This is a genomic window from Comamonas sp. 14P8.1.4 (assembly GCF_057799285.1).
On the sequence record NZ_JBYOKN010000002.1, the window covers coordinates 320773 to 335135 of the forward strand.

The following is a 14363-nucleotide window of genomic DNA, read 5'->3' on the forward strand; positions in this document are numbered from 1 at the left end:
TCAGGGCTTGCAGTCTTTCAGGCTGCAAGCCCTTGCTGCATCTGCGCAAGCTGCTCTTTTTTTGTTAAAACAGCCAGGCACGGCCGTGTGGCGGCAGCGCACCACCGCCGTTGCCATCGCCAACCGCCATTCACACCCGCACTGAAAAAGTGACAAGATTTCACCAAAACGGTGGTATCTCTGACTTGAGAGCACTGCGGGGCCGTCTATGCTTGGCCCGCTTACCAGCCACCACGGGCTCAATGGCCCGTGCATTTCCAGCCACTCTTTGCATCTCAGCCATGGATCCACTGCTGCAACGCCTGTCCGAATCTCTGTCTCAAGCCAATAGCCAGGAAGAGCTGGTCAGGCCGTTGCTGGAAATGCTGGAGCAGGTCACGCAGCTGGAATCCACCTACCTCACCACCATCGACTTCGCCAACGATCTGCAGCACGTGCTGTATGCGCGCAATACGCAGCAGATGCAGATTCCCGAAGGTCTGAGCGTACCCTGGAACGACACCCTGTGCCAGCGCGCCTTGGCCGAAGGCCGCACCTGTACCAGCAATGTGCAGGAATGCTGGGGCGATTCCGAAGCGGCCCGTGCGCTGGGCATTCGCACCTACGTCAGCGCGCCCGTGCGCCTGTCCGACGGGCAGATTTACGGCACGCTGTGCGCAGCCAGCGCCCATTCGGCCAACCTGCCCAGCAGCACCGAGCCCGTGCTGCAACTGTTTGCCAAACTGATTGCCCAGCACGTGGAGCGCGAGCGCCTCATGCAAGAGCTGCAACAGCGCAACAGCCAGCTGACCCACCTGGCGCTGACCGACCCACTCACCCAGCTGCCCAACCGCACCGCCCTGCTCGACGAGCTGCAGCGCCTGCTGGCGCGCGCGCAGCGCAGCGAAACCAGCGTGCTGGTGGCTTTTATTGATCTCGATGGTTTCAAGGCCGTCAACGACGTCCATGGCCACGCCACCGGTGACCGTCTGCTGCGCAAGCTGGCCCAGCGCCTGGCTGAGGCCCTGCGCTCCGGCGACATGGTGGCGCGCATTGGTGGGGATGAATTTGTCATGGTCACCCCCGGCCCCACCGATCCGCAAGAGATACAGATCGCGCTGCAAGCGCTGGAGCAGCGCCTGCGCGAAGCTTCAGTGTGTGATGTGGAGCTGGACAACGGCGGCACCCTGCACTACCCAGGCTCCAGCATCGGCCTTGTGCATGTGATGGGTGCCTCCACCGTCGATGAGGCGCTGCAGCACGCCGACGACAATATGTACGCCGACAAAGAGCGCCGCCGCGCTCTGGGCATCGCCCCACAGCGCGCTGCGCGCGCCTGATTGACGCTTCAGGCCTTCACCCTGGCTTTGCCCTTCACCAGCCGCTGCACAGCGGCTGGTGGCCGTTCAGGGCCTTAGAACGGGGCTTCTTCGGGTTGCGTGTCTTCGGGTGCAGTGCGGGGGCCTGTCACAGCCCCTTTGCCTGCCACGCGCACGGCCAAGGTTTCGGCGGCCGGTGCGGGCTGGCCAATCTCGGTACGGCCTTCGCCACCCAGCGCCTCGATCAGGTCGGGAATCAGTTTGGACAGCTCACCCGTGGCGATCGCCACATCGGTGTCAAAACCGCCCTCATCACCTGCCTGGTCCATCACCGTATCGGTGAAACCAATCTTCTTGAGCTGCAGGCTGTCGGCCAGCACAAAGCTCACGCGGTCATCCCAGGTCATGGCCAGCTTGGTGGGCAGCTTGCCGTGCTCCACGTGCTGCTTGACCTCATCGATGTCCAGCGCATGGCGGGCATAGCGCACCACGGATTTGGACTCGTCTGCCGCCTTCAGCTCGCACTCGCGGTCAATGCTGAAACCGGCAGGCGCTTCCTGCGTGATCAGCCAATGCGCCATGGCGGCCTGGGCGCTGGTTTGCGTATCTAGCAGCGCCACGCCAAAGCCCTTGAGGCTTTCCACCAGCAGCGTCACCACCTCGTCGGCCTTGCCCTGTGCACCCGTGTCCAGCACCAGGAACTTGGCCTGCGGATCAATCCACACCCACAGGCTGGACTGCTTGGTAAACGCCATGGGCAACAAGTCCAGCTTGGCCTCATCCTTGAGGTCGCGCTTTTCCTTTTTGCCGGGCTTGCGGCCAAATTCTTTTTCAATCGCATCGGCCTTTTCATGCACCTTGCGATTGAGCACGCTGGTGGGCAGCATCTTGGATTCGCTCATGAAACGCAGAATCCACTGGCCGCCAACGCTTTCGGCCAGCAGGCCATTGGCTTCACCACGGGGAGGCACCCAGCCCGACGACTTCTCTTGCGTGGCCCCACAGGCCATGAAAGGCGTGGTTTGCAGCGCCTCTTCCACCTGCTCCAGCGAGCCCTCCCATTGCGCCGCCATGCGGTACACGATCATGTTCTTGAACACGCAGCCACCTTTTCTGTATACATCCCAACTCCAACCCGGCTGACTGCGCCAAAGCGCGCACACCAGCCTCCAAAAAATCATGAGCTATCAGCGCTTGTACAGCAAGCGCTAGAAGCCCAAAACACGCCCATATTGTGTGCAGCAACGCACACAGCTTTGTATTACTTTACACAGCAGCAGCAAAGCCGGATGCCGCGCTTTACAAAGCCGCCCCACACTGGAACCCATGGACACAGCACAACGCTGTTCTTACCGCAACACTGCTTGAAAGGAGCTTGTTATGGCCATCTTCCAACGTACTTTGACTGCCGCTGTCGCCGCTGCTGCCTTGGCCGGCACATTCGCCATCAACGCCAACGCACAGCCTGCACAACCCCAGCCTCCTGTGGCGGCCGTGGCACAGCCCGCACAGCCAGCGGCCCACCGTGGTCACCATGCGGAACGCACGGATCGCCTGAAAACCATTTTGCAGCTTCAGCCCAACCAGCAAGCGGCCTGGGACAAGTATGTGAAAGCCATCACCCCTGAGCCCCGCCCTGCCACCAAGGAAGCACGCCCCGACCTGCGCAAGCTGACCACGCCGGAACGTCTGGACCTGGCCCAGCAGCGCCGCAAGGAGCATACCGCCAAGGCGGAACAGCGTGACCAGGCCACCCGCAGCTTCTACAGCAGCCTGAATGCCAGCCAGCAAAAGGCATTTGACGAGCTGACAGCCCGCGGCCCCGGCAAACACCACGCCGGCCACGGCCAGCGCAAAGGCCCCCAAGGTGGCCACCCGCACGGCCCTGCTGCACACCCACCCGTGCACGCAGCACCCGCAGCGTAAGCCACCTCAGCGGCACACGCTTTCCCTCCAGCAGGCTTCGGCCTGCTTTTTTTCGTCTTTGCGCCAGCCAGCGCCGAAGGCTTGGCGTCCTCGGTGAAAAGATTTTTTCGTTGTGCACAGGCCTGAAGCGCCATGCCCGCACTGTGCACATGAAGGCGCCACAGCCTTCAGCGCCCTGGCCCATCAACCTGCCAGGGCCACGGCACCAGCCGCCCGTTCGCAGGCGGGCATGTCCATGAACCCGGTATTTCATACCGTGGTTACATGCAAATTCATCATCAAAAACAATAACTTAGGCGAATAAAAACGCATGGCATGTAACTCAGGGTTTACCCTGTAATTGAGTTACATCCGCCTTTTGCTCACTTTTTTGTAACGCAGTTACGCCAGCGACTGTGGTCTGGCAAGCCGCCTGCTCCAGGCCTCAGGTGCATGTGGATAACTTTGGGTAAAAAAAAAGGGCAACTCCATGCTTATCCACATGACTTTGCCCGACGCCCTATTTGTACCCAAACGCGTGACCGTTCGTCCCCCCCTTCAGCCACATAGTTTGAAGTTCTTCAATCCATTGATTTGAAAAACACTTTTCAACTTATCCACATAACTGGACGGTGCTTACTATTACTACTAATTAAAAATAGAAAACATAAAGAATAACAACCGCGCGAAAAATCGCGCAAAAAAAGCCACGACTTGCTGCAACGTTCCGCGTTTTTCAGGAAATGGCTTGGCTTCGGTTCGCGGCTTGTGTGTTCACAAGGTATTCGCGTGTCATGAAAAATAGCTGGAATCCAGTTATTCACATCATTTTTTATAGCAATAAGTGCTTATTTTTCTTAGTAAAACTGCATAAAACAAAGTTACATCAGAGAGCAGAGTCACTTGTGGACAGATCATTGTGTAAAACAGAGATATCCACAGAATTTCATTTTTTTTTAAAGTTATCCCTGCCAGCGTGACAGCAGGAACAGGGCCTGGCCCACATGATTTGGCGCTGCGCAAGTGCTTGATCTGTGGTCTGAAAGACAAGTTATCCACATAAGAACGCAAGCCTTACTACTACCTACTATTCTTTTTTAAAATGAAAAAGAACAAGTCAAAGGCAAAGACAGAAAACCGGGCCTCGGATCTGCGCTTCGAGGTAAAGGCTTGTGAAATCGATGAAAAAAGCCACGGACATGTGCATGGCCCAGGGTGTGCACGCTCTCACGCATGCCTCAGCACGCCGTATTGAAAAAAGCTTTGCAAAGCGACTTATCCTTTGCCCTCAGCTTGTCCACAAGAAGTTATCAACAGATGGGGGTAAGTCCATCTTCCTCGCGCAGGCCTCGGTGGCAGCGGCACAGGGTGAATATTCAAAAAAATTCAATGGACGGCCAAGTGCTTGTTAGAGCTGATGAAACCAGTCATTCAAAGCCAGGAAAATACTTTTCAAGTCTTTTTAGCCTCAAGCCTTTGCACAGCTTGCGGTATCAGCTATCAAATCCATCACGTGGTGATGGCAGCTTGCGCCGTGGTGTGCTGGGTGCACTGGCCAGCATGGCTGCGCTGCGTGCCTGCGCTGCCTGAATGAGGGGCGAAATCAGCTGGGCTTCGGGCAGGTTGTGCCAGTACCTGCGCGGCATTTCTTTGCGCATGGCAGCCACCTTCAAGCGGGCCGGATTGAAGATGTGGGCGTAGTAGGTGAGCCACAGCGCCTCTCCAGCGTCCGCATCGGGGGCATCGCTGGCCTGGGCACCGGGGCCCCAACTTAAAACGCCTGGCCGGCCTTTGAGGGGCTTGAAGGCATATTCAGCGCTCACCCCCTGCCCCGCCAGATCCTCAATGCTGGGTGCCTGTGGCCACCAGCGCAGGCAGCACTGCGGGGTCAGCAAGGTCCAGCGCATATTGGCAAAGCGCTGGACAAAAAACGGTGCTGCGGCCTGCACGATGTGGTGCATGGGTTCAAACCACGCCACGTACAGGGGGCCGCTGCCGTCCAGCGGGTGGTCAGCCAGCGCCACGGGGCGAAAGCGCACAAAGGCGTGCATTTTGTGCACTTCATGGCGCACGGCCTTGGCCCACAGCTGCATCTGCACACGGTCGGGGTCCAGCGGGTCATGGCGCACACCGGGCTCCAACTGCATGCGCCAGAGCAGGCGGTAGAGCACACCAAAGCGCTCGGGGGAGCAATGCAGCAACGCCTTCTCGGCCAGGTCCATCCAGCTGCGTGGCACGGTCAGGCTGCGTGCTGCAACCGGGGCCTGCGGCAAGTCCGCCAGCTGGGTGACCTGCACGGCCGGGGCAAACAGGTCAGGGCTTTGGCGCTGGCTGTCTTCGGTCAGCCAGACCACGTCTTGCGGGGCGATCTGCTGTGCCCACAACCAGCGGGCCAGACTGCGCCAGTGGGCCAGGTCGCAACCGTCGCCGGGCAGGATGAGGGTCTGGCAGGCCATCGGTATTCACCTCAGAACAAGCTGGCTTGCTGCGGTTGGGGGGCCATGGGTTGCACCAGTTTGGCGGCCAGCAGGGGGTCGTCCAGGCTGCGCCCCGGCGTCCAGCCCACGCATTCCACAAACGGCAAAATTTTGCCCAGCGGCACTTTGAGCTGGTTCAGGTCATGGCGGTGCAGCATGCGCCAGCGGCGGGCCGCCAGCAGCTTGTCGACCGACTTCACACCCAGCCCCGGCACGCGCAGCAGCAACTCGCGCGGGGCCGTGTTCAGGTTCACGGGAAAACGCTCACGGTGGGCCAGTGCCCAGGCCAGCTTGGGGTCGTGTTCCAGCGACAGCATGCGCTGGCCCTGCGCACCCACGGGCACGATTTCTTCGGCCTCAAAGCCGTAAAAGCGCATCAGCCAGTCGGCCTGGTAGAGGCGGTGCTCCCGCACCAGTGGCGGGGCGATGAGCGGCAGATCCTGGCTGCTGTCAGGGATGGGGCTGAAGGCCGAGTAGTACACGCGGCGCAGACCGTAGCCGGTGTAGAGCTTGGCGCTGGTGAGGATGATGTCGCCGTCGTCGGCCGCATCGGCGCCCACAATCATCTGGGTGCTCTGGCCGCCAGGTGCATAGGCCGGCGGCTTGGCCGCCTTGGTGCGGCGCGACTGCGGCAAGGAGATGATTTGCGTCTTGCTGGCCTCCCGCCGTTCGGCCTTGGACGTGGCAATGTGCGTATGCAGCACGCCCATGGCACCGTGGATAGTGGCGCTGTCTTTCTCGGGCGCCAGCTGGTGCAGGCCTTGCACCGTGGGCAGCTCGATGTTGATGCTCAGCCGGTCTGCGTACAGCCCGGCCTGGGCCAGCAGTACCGGGTCGGCATCGGGAATGGTTTTGAGGTGGATATAGCCCTTGAAGCCGTGCTCCAGCCGCAGGCTGCGGGCCACGCCGACGAGCTGCTCCATGGTGTAGTCGGGGCTGCGGATGATGCCGCTGGACAGGAAGAGCCCTTCGATGCAGTTGCGCTTGTAAAAATCCAGGGTCAGATCCACCACTTCCTGCACCGTAAAACGGGCACGGGGAATGTTGGACGTGACGCGGTTGATGCAGTACTTGCAGTCGTAGATGCAGAAGTTGGTCAGCAGGATTTTGAGCAGCGAGACGCAGCGCCCGTCGGGCGTCCAGCTGTGGCAGATGCCGTTGCCCGTGGTCGAACCCATACCGCCCGCCGCGGCGTTGCGCTTGGCGCTGCCGCTGGAGGCACAGGAGGCGTCGTATTTGGCCGCATCTGCCAGGATGGCCAGTTTGTTTTGCAGTTCCACTGTATAAATATACAGTTTTCTCGCATACCAGTTCCCGCATCCAGGAAAAAAGCCAGCGCGGGCCATGGTCTGGCAGCGGCTGGCTTTGATAGTGTTTTTGGCTTTTAACGCTTATCGGGTCTGCGCAGAAAGCTATGAGTTTTCAATCCACCCGTGCGCTGTGGTGGCCCTGCTGTGGGGCGTGCCGCATGCCCGTCAGCGCGGCCGAAGGGTTGGCATGACTACCGCCGGTGGCGCTACCTGCCCGGCCTCAGGCCTTCTTCAAAAATTCCGATTTGAGGATGAAGGGGCCTTGCTCGGTCTTGCAGTCCACATCGTGGTCACCGTTGTCATAGACCAGGCGGATGCCTTTGATCTTGCTGCCCTTTTTGATCACTGTGGAGGAGCCCTTCACCTTCAAGTCCTTGACCAAGACCACGCTGTCGCCATCGGCCAGAGGGTTGCCATTGGCATCTTTGATGATGCGGGGGCCGTCTTCATCGTCAGCGGCTTCGGCCGTGGCTGACCACTCGTGCGCGCAGTCGGGGCAGATGAACAGCTGGGCATCTGCGTAGGTGTTGGCTTGGCCACACTGGGGGCAGGTGGGGAAGGTGCTGGTGTTCAAGGGCATGGCTTTCAAAGTGGTATGAATTCGTGAGCAGCTAGCGCTCGTTATTGCTTGTTTTTATGGCTTTTAAAGGCGAAAAGCAAGCAAGAAAAGGCGCTGGCAGCTCTTGTTTTGAAAGCAGCCCCTAGGCCGCACGCTTTTCCAGCGTGAACGGTGGCAGGCCTTTGAGCAGCTGCGCCCCGTAGCTGGTGTTGACCAGGCGGCGGTCGTAGCAGTAGACATGGGCCTGGTCTTCCTCAGTACGAATGGCGCGGCCCACCCATTGCGCCAGACGAATGGCGGTGGCGGGCACCACCAGCTCGTTGAAGGGGTTGCGCCCGCTGGTGCGCAGCCATTCGGCACGCGACTCGCCCACGGGGTCGTCCGGCGGGGCAAATGGCAGCTTGGTGATGAACAGCGATTCGCACAGCGCTCCGGGCAGATCTAGCCCTTCACCGAACGACTGCATGCCAAAGATGATGCTGGGCAAGCCCTGCTCCACGCGGTTGCGGTGTTCGGCCAGCAGCATGGCGCGCGGCATGGCGGTTTGCACCAGCACCTGGCTGCGCATGGCCGTGGGCAGGGCATCGACCGCCTGGCGCATCTGTTCGCGCGAGGTAAACAGCACCAGCGCCCCGGCCTGCACGCGGCTGATGTCGTGCATCAGCTGGTTGACCATCTCCTGCGTGAACGCGGCGGCCTCACGCGGGTCGGCGCGGGTCTGGTGCGCAATTAGGGTGCCTTGGGCGGCGTAGTCAAAGGGGCTGGCCACTTCCAGCGTCTGCACTGCTGCATCACCGTGCAGACCGGCTTCGCGCAGGAAGAAGTCAAAACTGCCGCAGCTGGTGAGGGTGGCGCTGGTCAGCACGGCACCGCGCACCTGGCTCCACAAATGGTGGCGCAGCGTGGCGCCAGGCAGGATGGGGCTGGCATGGCCTTTGACGACGATGTAGTCGCCCTCCACTTCCAGCGTGAACCATTTGGCGTTGGGCACGCTTTCCGAGCCGTCTTCGCGTGTGGTGGGCTGCTGGCTCAGCAACTGGGCGGTGTCGTGCACGGCCTCCAGGCGGGGCGCCAGCGTGCCCACCTGGGCGTACAGCTGGGACAGGCGCTGGGCTTCCTCGGGCTTGTCCTTGATTTCGGCCTTCAGGGCCTTGGCAATGGCGCGCAGCACGTCCAAAAAGCCGCTGGCGTGGTGCATGACCTGGGACAGTGGGTCAAGCAAGGCCGTGGGCAAATCTCCGCGTGCCACGCGCACACGGGCCGGGCCCCAGCTGTCTTTCTGGCCCTTGAGTTGCTCGCCGTACACCTCCATCACCAGGCGCGCCAGCTCGGTCAGGTGCTCGCGCAGGCCGCTGCTGTAGCCGGCGATGTCGGCAATCTCATCGACCTCCATGAGCTGGCCCACGCGCAGCGCACGGCTGGCCAGTTTGTCGATCCACTGCAGGCGACTCATGTCCATCTCGCAGGCAAATTGCGACAGCGCGGTCTGCGGCAGATGGTGGGCTTCATCGAGCACCAGCAGGCTTTCATTCAGGTCAGGCAGCAAGCGTGCGCCCAGACTGGAAAGCAGTAAATCATGATTGGCGACAATGACTTGCGCGGCCACCATGTCTTTGCGCCGTTCGTAATACGTGCAGTCGTTGAACACCGGGCAGTGGCGCCCTGTGCAGGAGCTGCCCTCTGCTGCCACGGGGCTCCAGGCTTCCGATTCCGGAGGGTTGGGCAGGCTGTCGCGGTCGCCATTCCAGTCACCGGCAGCCAGTGCATCGGCCATGGATGCGTAGAACTGCATGCGCGCTTCGGTTTCGGCTTGCGGGCGTTTCTTGCGCTGTTCGGCTGCTTCGTCGGCGAACAAATCGTCCGCTTCGTCGCTGTTTTCGCCTGAGCTGGCTAGGCGCTCCAGCTTGAGTTTGCAGACAAAACGCCCGCGCCCCTTGGCCAGCGCAAATTTGAAGGGCGTGGGCAGCTGCTGCGCCAGCGCAGGCAAATCCTTGTTCACCAGCTGTTCTTGCAGTGCCACCGTGGCCGTAGAAATTAGCACCCGCGTGCCCCGGGCCAGTGCCATGGCGATGGCGGGAGCGGAATACGCCAGCGATTTGCCCACCCCCGTCCCGGCCTGGATGACGGCAATGGATTTTTTGGGCTCAGGAGCGCCCTCTTCGACTTTGCCGAGCTGGGCCTGCGACAGCGACTGCGCGATTTGGGCGGCCATTTTTCGCTGTCCTTCGCGAATCCGGAAACCCGGAATGGAAGCGACGATGGCATCAAAGGATTCCAGGGCCTCCGTGGCCCATTTTTTTTGGCTCATTGTGGGATTTCTATGCCGCAAAAAACGATTGCGGAGGCTGAAAAATTGTTTTCAATACAGAAGATTCACAGTCAATGCATCTTTTTACTTATCCAAAGTGTGCAATCGACGGCCATCCGTGATGAAAATTTATACAAAGCAACACTGTATTTGTTGCACACAAGCGAGATGCAAAGGCATGGGTGACTTGTGGAAAACACATTATAGATTGTGGATGGATGATACGTTCACTGCAAAGATGGATCCCGTTCAGCAGCATTCTTCTTCTTTATAACCTTGTGGAAAAGTGTGTGAGATGTGTTTGCTTTTTTGATGAAAAAATCTTTTCAAACAATATCTAGATATCCACAATTAAGTGATTGATGTGCATCTGTGGAAAAGTTGAAAAAAGGTGGATTCAAGGCTTGTCAAACTATCCACTGATCTTGAAGTGAAGTTATCCACAGCATGTGTGCAAGTGGTTAGGGTGTTGTTGCCGATATGAACGCTAAAAGGTTTTACTTACGTTTAGATGCATGCACAGTGGCGGATGAAATTTTTGTAGTAAAAGATATTTTTTAGCTATTTGATGCGTAGTTGGTGTGCTGGATTGTTGTGATTTTTGAATATTCGAAGGGTTTTATGAGAGTTTTTGCTATTTTTTAGTGTGGTAAAACTTTTCTTGTATTAAAAATAATCATTCAATCAGCACGAATCACAGGTGTTGCGTAAAAAATAAGCAAAAACTACCGTGGTGGCGCTGGCTGCCTGTGATTTCGCTGGGTAATACACGTGTGGGCGCAATCCGTGCACTGCTGTCACAGTGGCGGTGGCGGCGGGCGCTACACTGGCCCACTGCTTTTTTGACGGTTTTTCACCTCTGACGCTATGCACGCAGCTTTTGGTTGGTTGGATGCAGTCATCCTTGGACTGGTCCAGGGTTTGACGGAGTTCCTGCCCATTTCTTCCAGCGCACACTTGCGCATCCTTGGCCCCTTGCTCCCTGGGGGCGCTGATCCGGGCGCTGCGTTTACCGCCATCACCCAACTGGGGACGGAGTTGGCCGTACTGATTTACTTCCGCAAGGATGTGGCGCGCATGCTGCTGGCCTGGTGGGCCAGCCTGCCCGTGGTGGGCAGCCGCAAGTCAGGCGAGCCTTTGACGCAGGACGCCAAGCTGGCATGGCTGGTGGTGCTGGGCACCATCCCGATCTGCGTGCTGGGCCTGTTGCTGCGCAGTTGGATTGAGACCACGTTCCGCACCTTGGCGGTGACAGCGGTCATGCTGATTGTGTTTGGCCTGCTGCTGGGCTGGGCCGAACGGCGCGGCACCCAAACCCGCAAGGTGGGTGATCTGGGCTTGAAAGATGGCATCTTGCTGGGCTTTGCCCAGGCCATGGCGCTGATTCCCGGGGTTTCACGCTCTGGTGGCACGATTACTGCAGGTTTGCTGCTGGGTATGACACGGGAAGCCGCAGCGCGCTTTTCCTTCCTGCTGGCCATCCCTGCGGTGTTGATGTCGGGCTTTTACATGCTGCTGTTCAAGCGTGAGCCCATGACCACCGAGCAGTGGGGCATGACCTGGACAGCGACCGTGGTGGCCTTCCTGGTGGGCTATGCCGTCATCGTCTGGTTTATGCGCCTTATCTCCAGCAAAGGCTTTGGTTTGTTTGTGATCTACCGCGTTGTTCTGGGGGTTGCAATCTTGCTGGGCCTGTATTTTGGATTTATCCATTAATCTTCAGCCTGTTACTGTTTACTAGAGCGATTGTGAAAGGACGCTCAACACCATCATGGAAATTCCTATACTTATCGCCCTCATTCTTCTCAATGGCGTGTTTGCCATGTCTGAAATTGCGCTGGTCACAGCGCGCAAGGCAAGGCTACAAAAATTGATTGATGAGGGCGATTCCGCCGCAGCTGCAGCGCTCAAGCTCGGCGAAGATCCCACGCGCTTTCTGTCCACCATCCAGATCGGTATCACCTCCATCGGTGTGCTGAACGGTATTTTTGGTGAAGCAGCCCTGGCCGCACCGTTTTCTGACTGGCTGGAACAGCTGGGTCTGGCGACCAATGTGGCCGACCCGCTGGCTACGGCCATCGTGGTGGTGGTCATCACCTATTTCTCGATCGTGGTGGGTGAACTGGTGCCTAAGCGCTTGGGCCAGAGCAATCCCGAATCGATTGCGCGACTGGTGGCACGGCCGATCAATCTGCTGGCCAAGATCACCAAGCCTTTTGTGCTGTTGCTGACCTCTTCCACCCAGGCATTGCTCAAGATGCTGGGCGTCAAGGACAGCAACGAGTCTTCTGTCACGGAAGATGAAATTCATGCTGTGCTGGCCGAAGGCACCACCTCGGGTGCCATTGAGCTGAACGAGCACAACATGATTCGCAATCTGTTCCGCCTGGATGATCGACAGATCTCCTCGCTGATGGTGCCGCGCTCGGATGTGGTGTGCCTGGATGTGAGCTTGCCGTTTGAAGAGAACATGGCCATCGTCGAGTCGCACGACCACGCGCGCTACCCGGTGATTGATGGAAACTTTGAGAACCTGCTGGGGGTGATCAATTCGCGCCAGTGGCTGGCCAATGCCGTCAAGGGCAAGCGCGAACTGAGCGAATCCAAAGACCTGATTCAAAAGCCCATCTACATTCCGGAAACCATCACCGGCATGGAGCTGCTGGAGAACTTCAAGCAGTCGGCTGCGCCCATCGCATTTGTGATTGATGAATACGGCGAGGTGCAGGGCATCGTCACGGTGCGTGACCTGACCGAAGCCATTACCGGCGAGTTTGTGCCCGAAGACCCGAGCGACGCCTGGGCGGTGCAGCGTGACGACGGCAGTTGGCTGCTGGACGGCCACATTCCCATCGTTGAGCTCAAAGACTGCCTGGGTCTGAAGACGGTACCTGAAGAGGAAAAGGGCCGCTACCAGACCCTCAGCGGCATGTTGATGCTGCTGACCGGCAAACTACCGACGGAGACCGATAAAGTGGTCTGGGAATCGTGGGAGTTTGAGGTGGTGGACATGGATGGCAAGATCATCGACAAGATCCAGGCTAAAAAGCTGGACGAGCCGGTGGTGGAAGTGCCGGATGAGTCCTGACGTTTGTCGTTCCCCATAAAAAAAGCAGCCTGATGGCTGCTTTTTTTATTTCTCAGAAGCTTGCGCGGTAACTGGTGGCATCGAGTGTGCAGTGCTGTTGAATGTCACCCGGCAAGATAAAAAATTGGGGCCGCTCACGAAATTCAAACACGCGGTACAGGTGGAACCTGTCAGTGTGTGCCTGAGACACTTCCAACTCGTTGTGGCTGATGAAGAAAGGCGTTTCTTTGGCATAGCTGGTGGTTTTGACTTCGATCCAACGCTCATTGCCATGCACATCAAAAGATCGCACATCGAAACCGTGGCCGTCACCTTCGGTGACTGCAACATGCGTAACGCGTTCAGCAAGACCCGGAAAACCAAGGGTCTGAAGCTTCCAACGTTCATAGGCAACGACAAATTTTTCACCCGCCAGACCTAGAGATTGATTGCGTGATTCCTGTGCCAGATAGTCACGTCGAACGGGGCTTCGCACTGCGTATTTCGCAATGTCTTCACGGACTTTGGGGGCGACTTTGGGGGCAGTTTGTATGGCGCTGTGGAAGTCATAGTGTGCAGTGACTTGTGCCGGTAAATTCACGGCAGCTTGCACCTGGAAATGCAGATCAGCATTTTTTAAAAGCTGATGTTCAACTTCTTGTAGCAATGACTTTTGAAAGTTGTGGCGAGGCTTGTATCCGCGAATGCTGGGGTATTGCAGCAATTCCATGACAGCGCTGACGTTGCAGTATTTGAACTCAATGGAGCCGTTGCTGCGCACGCCTTGCAATTGCTCAAACAGGGCTTTTCTGTAGTCGCTTTTTTTGTATTTTTGGCCAGCCTGCTCTAGCGCCCACATACCTAGGTAGCTTTGCACTGCAGCAGCAGTTTCGATGGCGCTCCAGGGCGAGTTTGTATTTGACAAAGACATGCAGCGATCTTGCCAGGCCGTATGCCCGGTGTGAAGTGCCGCCGCCCTCAGCGCATGCGCTTGTCGCCATACGCGCACCAGCCCGGTTTGGGGCCTTTCTTGGGGTGCAGGCGGCAGGTTTCCGGGCGCTTTTCGTAGACCGTGCAGCGGCGGGTGGTGGCATCCAGAAAGTTGCAGTCACCGCTGGCGCGGCGGGCCATGGTGAAGATGTGGTGCTTGGGGTTGTAGTGGTCGATCAGCTTGGCTTTGAGCAGGCGTTTGGCGATCAGCTTGGGATCGATGTTGTCTGCTTCAAATGGATCGACCAGCTCCAGGCGCACCAGATCCGGAAGTTGGACTTCCAGCGGCATGGTGCAGCAGTTGGCACCGCAGGTGTCGCACATACCGGGCTTGTATTTGCTCCAGGTTTCGAGACGGTCCACGTCTACGATGCGGATGGAGGGCTTCATGGGAAAACGCGGGCGGTCACTGCCGTTCAGGAAATACTATGAAAATATGAGCTTATTGC

11 protein-coding genes are annotated in these 14363 nt (G+C 58.3%); 4 read left to right on the plus strand and 7 right to left on the minus strand.

Annotated features, from left to right (window positions below; translation table 11 throughout):
* The first annotated feature begins 281 nt into the window (after positions 1–281).
* Positions 282–1319, plus strand: a complete 1038-nt coding sequence (locus tag AC27VO_RS06160; protein ID WP_488665833.1) for a sensor domain-containing diguanylate cyclase — start codon at positions 282–284, stop codon at positions 1317–1319.
* A gap of 74 nt (positions 1320–1393) precedes the next feature.
* On the opposite strand, the gene AC27VO_RS06165 is transcribed toward AC27VO_RS06160, so the two are convergent.
* Positions 1394–2398, minus strand: coding sequence for a recombination-associated protein RdgC (locus AC27VO_RS06165; RefSeq protein WP_488665834.1), 1005 nt, complete (start codon positions 2396–2398; stop codon positions 1394–1396).
* Between the two features lie 280 nt (positions 2399–2678).
* Between AC27VO_RS06165 and AC27VO_RS06170 the strand changes: the two genes are divergently transcribed.
* Complete coding sequence (locus AC27VO_RS06170) at positions 2679–3224, plus strand: Spy/CpxP family protein refolding chaperone (RefSeq protein ID WP_488665835.1); 546 nt, start codon at positions 2679–2681, stop codon at positions 3222–3224.
* Positions 3225–4696: 1472 nt separating this feature from the next.
* On the opposite strand, the gene AC27VO_RS06175 is transcribed toward AC27VO_RS06170, so the two are convergent.
* The 4 genes from AC27VO_RS06175 to dinG form a co-directional block, all read right to left on the minus strand.
* Positions 4697–5659, minus strand: coding sequence for a TIGR03915 family putative DNA repair protein (locus tag AC27VO_RS06175; protein ID WP_488665836.1), 963 nt, complete (start codon positions 5657–5659; stop codon positions 4697–4699).
* Positions 5660–5670: 11 nt separating this feature from the next.
* A complete protein-coding gene (locus tag AC27VO_RS06180) occupies positions 5671–6960 on the minus strand; it encodes a putative DNA modification/repair radical SAM protein (RefSeq protein ID WP_488665837.1) in 1290 nt (429 codons plus the stop codon).
* 250 nt (positions 6961–7210) lie between these two features.
* The gene (locus AC27VO_RS06185) at positions 7211–7570 is read right to left on the minus strand and encodes a zinc ribbon domain-containing protein YjdM (RefSeq protein ID WP_488665838.1); all 360 of its coding nucleotides are present in this window, start codon (positions 7568–7570) and stop codon (positions 7211–7213) included.
* A 121-nt stretch (positions 7571–7691) separates the two neighbouring features.
* The gene (gene dinG, locus AC27VO_RS06190) at positions 7692–9857 is read right to left on the minus strand and encodes an ATP-dependent DNA helicase DinG (protein WP_488665839.1); all 2166 of its coding nucleotides are present in this window, start codon (positions 9855–9857) and stop codon (positions 7692–7694) included.
* Between the two features lie 867 nt (positions 9858–10724).
* On the opposite strand from dinG, the gene AC27VO_RS06195 reads away from it, so the two are divergent.
* Entirely contained in the window at positions 10725–11573 is an 849-nt protein-coding gene (locus AC27VO_RS06195; protein ID WP_488665840.1) for an undecaprenyl-diphosphate phosphatase, read from the plus strand.
* A gap of 55 nt (positions 11574–11628) precedes the next feature.
* Positions 11629–12945, plus strand: a complete 1317-nt coding sequence (locus tag AC27VO_RS06200) for a hemolysin family protein (RefSeq protein ID WP_488665841.1) — start codon at positions 11629–11631, stop codon at positions 12943–12945.
* Positions 12946–12997: 52 nt separating this feature from the next.
* Here the strand turns inward: AC27VO_RS06200 and AC27VO_RS06205 are convergent, their stop codons facing one another.
* Both AC27VO_RS06205 and AC27VO_RS06210 read right to left on the minus strand, forming a co-directional pair.
* On the minus strand, positions 12998–13855 hold the full coding sequence (locus AC27VO_RS06205) for a protein NO VEIN domain-containing protein (RefSeq protein WP_488665842.1): 858 nt from the start codon (positions 13853–13855) through the stop codon (positions 12998–13000).
* A 47-nt stretch (positions 13856–13902) separates the two neighbouring features.
* The gene (locus AC27VO_RS06210; protein WP_488665843.1) at positions 13903–14304 is read right to left on the minus strand and encodes a YkgJ family cysteine cluster protein; all 402 of its coding nucleotides are present in this window, start codon (positions 14302–14304) and stop codon (positions 13903–13905) included.
* Positions 14305–14363 lie beyond the last annotated feature (59 nt).

What these genes read in the sequence shown, in the direction of transcription:
- AC27VO_RS06185 (WP_488665838.1), bottom strand. Translation starts at nt 7,570, where the DNA reads ATGCCCTTGAACACCAGCACCTTCCCCACCTGCCCCCAGTGTGGCCAA.
- AC27VO_RS06175 (WP_488665836.1), bottom strand. Translation starts at nt 5,659, where the DNA reads ATGGCCTGCCAGACCCTCATCCTGCCCGGCGACGGTTGCGACCTGGCC.
- AC27VO_RS06170 (WP_488665835.1), top strand. Translation starts at nt 2,679, where the DNA reads ATGGCCATCTTCCAACGTACTTTGACTGCCGCTGTCGCCGCTGCTGCC.
- AC27VO_RS06205 (WP_488665842.1), bottom strand. Translation starts at nt 13,855, where the DNA reads ATGTCTTTGTCAAATACAAACTCGCCCTGGAGCGCCATCGAAACTGCT.
- dinG (WP_488665839.1), bottom strand. Translation starts at nt 9,857, where the DNA reads ATGAGCCAAAAAAAATGGGCCACGGAGGCCCTGGAATCCTTTGATGCC.
- AC27VO_RS06160 (WP_488665833.1), top strand. Translation starts at nt 282, where the DNA reads ATGGATCCACTGCTGCAACGCCTGTCCGAATCTCTGTCTCAAGCCAAT.
- AC27VO_RS06210 (WP_488665843.1), bottom strand. Translation starts at nt 14,304, where the DNA reads ATGAAGCCCTCCATCCGCATCGTAGACGTGGACCGTCTCGAAACCTGG.
- AC27VO_RS06195 (WP_488665840.1), top strand. Translation starts at nt 10,725, where the DNA reads ATGCACGCAGCTTTTGGTTGGTTGGATGCAGTCATCCTTGGACTGGTC.
- AC27VO_RS06200 (WP_488665841.1), top strand. Translation starts at nt 11,629, where the DNA reads ATGGAAATTCCTATACTTATCGCCCTCATTCTTCTCAATGGCGTGTTT.